Raw genomic sequence first — 4,827 nt, forward strand, 5'->3', positions numbered from 1 at the left:
GAGGTCGTTGGCTGGTGAATGCGCGTGCGGCCTTGGCCTGGGTCGAATCGGCGCGGGATTGATTCACCAAAGAAACCGCCGCCGCTCCGATGACACCGGCCAGAGCGATCGCCATGAAGTTCTGCTCGATGGGAAGGTTCAGGGAAACGAGCCAGCCGATCAGGATCGGCGCGGCAATGGCGCCGATCCGGCCGACACCGGAAGCGAAACCGACGCCCGTCGAGCGCACGGCCGGTGGATAGAAGTCGCCGGCGTACGCGTAGGCCAGCAGTTGCGTTCCGAGCGTGGACGCGCCCACAACGAACACGGCAAGGAACAGCAGCTCGGTCGACTTCGTGTAGGCGAGCGCTGCCAAGGAGGCGGCCCCGACCGCATAGAACGAGATCAGCACATGTTTGATGTTGAACTTGTCGCTCAGCAGGCCGCCGCCGATCGCGCCCACGATCGCCCCGACGTTGAAGACGATCACGAAATTCAAGGCCGAGCCGAGGCTGTATCCCGCCATGGCCATCAGTTTGGTCAGCCAGGAGTTCAGCGCGTAGACCATGAACAGCCCCGTCATGAAGGCCACCCAGATCATCACGGTGCTGAACGCCCGCCCGGCATTAAACAGGGTTCGAACTGGCGCTTCGTCCAACCGGTCGATGGACGATCCGACAAAAACGGTGCCGGGTGCGTTCCGCTGATTCGGCGCGAGCCTGGCCGCAATCTCCCCGAGCTGCCGCTGATCACCCTTCTTGAGAAGGTACGACAGCGATTCGGGCATCGTTTTCAGGATGAGCGGAATCAGCAGAACGGGCAACCCGGCCACGTAGAACACCCATTGCCATCCGTGGCTCTCGATGAGTTGCTTGGCGGTCAGCGCGACCAGAATGCCGCCCACGGAGTAGCCAGCGAAAACCATCGTCACCAGGCGCGTGCGCAGGCTCGCCGGTGCGAACTCTCCCATCTGCGCGGTCACGATGGGCAACACCCCCGCCGATGCCGAGGCCCGCGATGAAGCGGGCGACGCTGAAGCCGACGGGTTCGGTGGTCAGCCCTGTCAGCGCGGTGAAGACACTGAAGAGCGCAACGCACACCGCGATCATGCGCGGGCGGCCGATGCGGTCCGCCAACGTGCCGAGGAAGATCGCGCCCAACATGGTCCCGAACAACGCCGACCCGGCCATGACGCCGGCGCTGGTGGCGTCGACCCCCATGTCCTTCATGATCGACGGCAACGCTGCCCCCACGACCGCCAGGTCATAGCCGTCGATGACGAGAATCAGCACGCACCACAAGAGCACGAGCCGGTGAAAACCGTTGAACCGCGATTGCCCCGCAAGTGCGTGGATATCGACCTGCTTGTCGACCTGCTGCATGTTGTCTCCTGTCGTTTTAGCTATCGCGAGATGCGATCGCGAAAGGAGGTTAGTTCTGCAATCGGTCCACTTCCATGCCCGGGCGTCTCGATCCGGATGGGGCGTTCGGACATGCCGGCGTCCCTGGCCGGCCCCCGGAAGGTTCTTGGTTATTCCGGCGCGGGCGCGGACGAGCGATAGGTTCCCGGGCTGACGCCCGTCCATTTCTTGAATGCGCGATGGAAAGCGCTCGTTTCCTGGAATCCGGTCCGGGCGGCGACTTCGGCCACTGTCAGCGACGCGCTCGACAGGAGGTCGATGGCGATGTCCCGCCGCAGGTCGTCTTTCACCCGCTGGTAGCTCACGCCCTCCTGCTGCAAGCGGCGTTGAAGCGTGGTGCCGGAGATGCAGAGTTCCCGTGCGAGTTTTTCCAGTTCCGGCCACGCATCGGGCATCTGGCTACGCAACCTGTTGCGGACCTGCGCACTGGTGCTCGCGTCATTGCGGTACTTGACCAGCAAGTTGGCTGGCGCCGCCCTCAGAAAGTTGTCGACCGTTTCTGTCGACTCCGCAATCTTCAGTTCCAGCAGATCGCTTGCGAAGGTGATGTGCGTGGTTTCGCCGTTGAATTTCACGTTCTCGCAGAAGCGCGTGCGGTAGTGGCTGTCATCGCCGGGAGGCGGGCATCGGAACTGCATCTCGCGCAGGGGAATTCGCCTGTGCACGAGCCAGCATGCCAATCCGTGGACCAGGATGAACCAGGTGCCGTAGCCGAACAGCCGGCGCAGCACGCCGCCGTCATGCAGGATCACGCGCGCCTCATCGCCGGAGCAGACCAGCTCCCCGCGGAAGTCGTCCAATGTCGCGTGGAGGAACCTCAGGATCCGGCGAAGGGCATGCGCCAGGTTGTCGGTGTTGACCGCCGCGCGTGTCATGAGCGCATAGCTGCCTCGGCGAAGCCCGTGGCTGTCCAGGCCGAAAAACTCATCGTCCATCAGGTCGGCCAGCGCCACCCACATGCGCGAGTACGCAGCCGCCGAGATGCGCGCACGCGGCGCGTTCAGCAGCTCGCGGTCCAGCTTTGCACTTTCGAGGACGCTGCTGATGTCCATGTTCCTCAGCGCCGCGGCATGGATCGCCTCGTGCACCAGTTCAATGGACACGGTTCCCTTCAAGCCTGCTGACTTCATACGAACTCGCTCAAGAATCGTTGATTGGGGCGAGCCCTTTTAGGCGTGTTTTACGGCGCGCAAGGCTGCGCGAAAAAATGACTCGACCAAAAGCACCTCGACGAACCGAAGGAAAGTAGCTTCGTCGTCGGTTGCCTCTAAGGCGTCAAGAACGGCTTGCTTGGTCATCGATGGGAATGGCTTGGGGGAGATCGGGCGCCCGTGGCGAAGGTCCGTAATTGGCCGTCAGCGGCGGTCAGAGCCAGCGCGCAGCGGCGTCGTACGCATCCATGTCGGCCGGTGCGCGTGACGCCATCAGCGTCGCGGCAAGATAGCCACCAACGATGGCCGTCAGAGGCTGCAGGACGTACTCCGCACCTGACACGTGATGCCACGGCAGGCTGAACAGCGCGACAGTCGCCAGTCCCACGAACAGCCCGAACTCAGAACCTTGACGATAGAGCGTCAGCGTTCTTCCGAAGCATGGCAGCGTGGCCTTGGGCTCGCCTCGGAGGCGTCGGAGCATTGACATCTTTGCTTCCTGTTGGGGTGGCCTTGGATGGCGGGCCCGCATCCTGCCACACTCGCACCGACGGCGGCGGGCCCAAAGGCGAAGTTCGGCTTTTCCCAAAGCGGGCTTCAGGCAGGACTGCAACCCTATTCATTTCCGCGGCCTCTCCTGCATACGTTCAGCGCGACCGCATTTCGTTGGCGGTGACGACCAACAGGCGCAGTCCAAACGCCCCGACGAGCGCACCGGCGACCCGATTCAGCAAGCGGCGGTTTCGGATGTATGTCACCTGAATTCTCCGGTGCGAGAACGCCATGGCGAGAAACGTGTGCCAGAGCAAGGCATTCACAAACACCAAGGCTGTGACCGCAGCCAACAATGAAGCGCTTGGCTCATGAGGAAGCGCTGTTGCGAAGATGCTGCCGAAGAACAAGGCGGACTTCGGATTCAGGATGTTGGTAAGAAAGCCGAGGCGAAACGCCACCCATGGCACAAGTGGTTCCGATTGCCCCTCCTTACCAGATGCGCCGGCCCGCCATAGACGAACCGCGACATAGCAAAGGTAGATACCACCAGCTACCTGCAACGCAAAGCGTAGCTTGGGGAGCGAAGCAAAAATGGCGTTCACCCCAAGTATGGCGAGCAGTGCCCAGGTGACAGCAACGACGGTTACGCCGAGGCCCGCAAAGCAGGCGCTCATGCGATGGCCACTCGCCGCGAGCTGAGACACAAGGAGCACGTTGGCGCCAGGCGTGACAAGAACCAGCCAGTGTAGAAATGCAACGGTCAAAAGTGTGGAGAGCATCTATATAGTCAAACGAATGAAGGGGCATCAAGTGCCGCCAGGCGAGCCGCGTGAAACAGAAGCTGAGCGCAGATGTATCTCCAAGCACCCGCGGAAGAAACTGTGCCGGTTCGATGACGCACTCTTTGCTGTCAAGATCGAAGCGCCTTCAAGTGCGGGCTCTATAAATGACACTGAACCGTTCGCACGCAACAGGCATGACCTGACTTGGTTCTCGGCCCACGCGCGCGCACTCGCGGCCAAAGTATGCCCAGTGAACGCGGCGCCAGTACTCCAGCGACCTATCGCCTTCGCCCTCGATGGCGGCGAACTCGATGCTAACTTGCTGGAATGGCACGACCTGGACTTCCAGAGTCTCGATGACACACGCAGGCTTTCCATCCCAGTAGGTGACAACACTGAGGGCGCCGGGCTTTGGTGGCGAGCCGCCTGCATTCTCAAAGGACCAGACAAGACTGGCAGTGGCCCGCTTGACGCCTGCGAGTACGAGGTCCGCAAGTGCGTTGGCATCGGTTTCGTTGTCATCGAAGTGGAACGCCTCGAAGAACCGGGCGGAGCAATCTTCCCCAACCTCCGCGCAGAAGGCGCCCCAGAACGTGGCGACGCTTGAGGGAATGTTCATGCTCATCCTAGGCGGCAAGGCAATCTGGCGGCAGGCAGTTGGAAGCCCAGCGGGAATGTCCGGTTGTGGCCGAGCCCTGCCATATCAGCTTCAGCTCTCTAGGTCAGGGAACTGCTGATGCAGGGGAGCATTGATGTGCATCTCGATCGCCCCTATCGAAAGCCCAACCCCCTTCTTGAGCTTCTCGAACTCTTCGGGCGCGACGGTGTCCTTCATGACCTCCAGAATGGAGATCAGTGATTCAACAGCAGCCAGTGCCTTCGCGTGGATCTGAATTGCTTGATCTCTCTTCATGCAACCTCAATCAGGTAGAAGTCCGGGGTGCGTTGGTGCGGCTCTAGAGCAGCGGGGCTGGAGGCTTCGGTCCACGGTCCGCATTT

General features: G+C 61.6%; 5 protein-coding genes and 1 pseudogene. All 6 read right to left on the reverse strand.

The features are described from left to right. A pseudogene (locus EJI01_RS28010) lies at positions 1-1,361 on the reverse strand (MFS transporter); the annotation flags it as partial. Between the two features lie 149 nt (positions 1,362-1,510). Continuing rightward, complete coding sequence (locus EJI01_RS28015; protein WP_126840367.1) at positions 1,511-2,530, reverse strand: AraC family transcriptional regulator; 1,020 nt, start codon at positions 2,528-2,530, stop codon at positions 1,511-1,513. A gap of 235 nt (positions 2,531-2,765) precedes the next feature. Then, positions 2,766-3,041 (reverse strand): hypothetical protein, encoded by a 276-nt coding sequence (locus EJI01_RS28020; RefSeq protein ID WP_126840368.1) that lies wholly within the window; start codon positions 3,039-3,041, stop codon positions 2,766-2,768. A 157-nt stretch (positions 3,042-3,198) separates the two neighbouring features. Continuing rightward, entirely contained in the window at positions 3,199-3,825 is a 627-nt protein-coding gene (locus tag EJI01_RS28025; RefSeq protein ID WP_126840369.1) for a LysE family translocator, read from the reverse strand. Between the two features lie 148 nt (positions 3,826-3,973). After that, positions 3,974-4,447, reverse strand: a complete 474-nt coding sequence (locus EJI01_RS28030; RefSeq protein WP_126840370.1) for an ASCH domain-containing protein — start codon at positions 4,445-4,447, stop codon at positions 3,974-3,976. A 90-nt stretch (positions 4,448-4,537) separates the two neighbouring features. Further along, positions 4,538-4,741: a hypothetical protein gene (locus EJI01_RS28035; protein ID WP_126840371.1), complete on the reverse strand. Its 204-nt coding sequence runs from the start codon at positions 4,739-4,741 to the stop codon at positions 4,538-4,540. Positions 4,742-4,827 lie beyond the last annotated feature (86 nt).

It is taken from the genome of Variovorax sp. MHTC-1 (genome assembly GCF_003984645.1).
Classification (GTDB): domain Bacteria; phylum Pseudomonadota; class Gammaproteobacteria; order Burkholderiales; family Burkholderiaceae_C; genus Variovorax.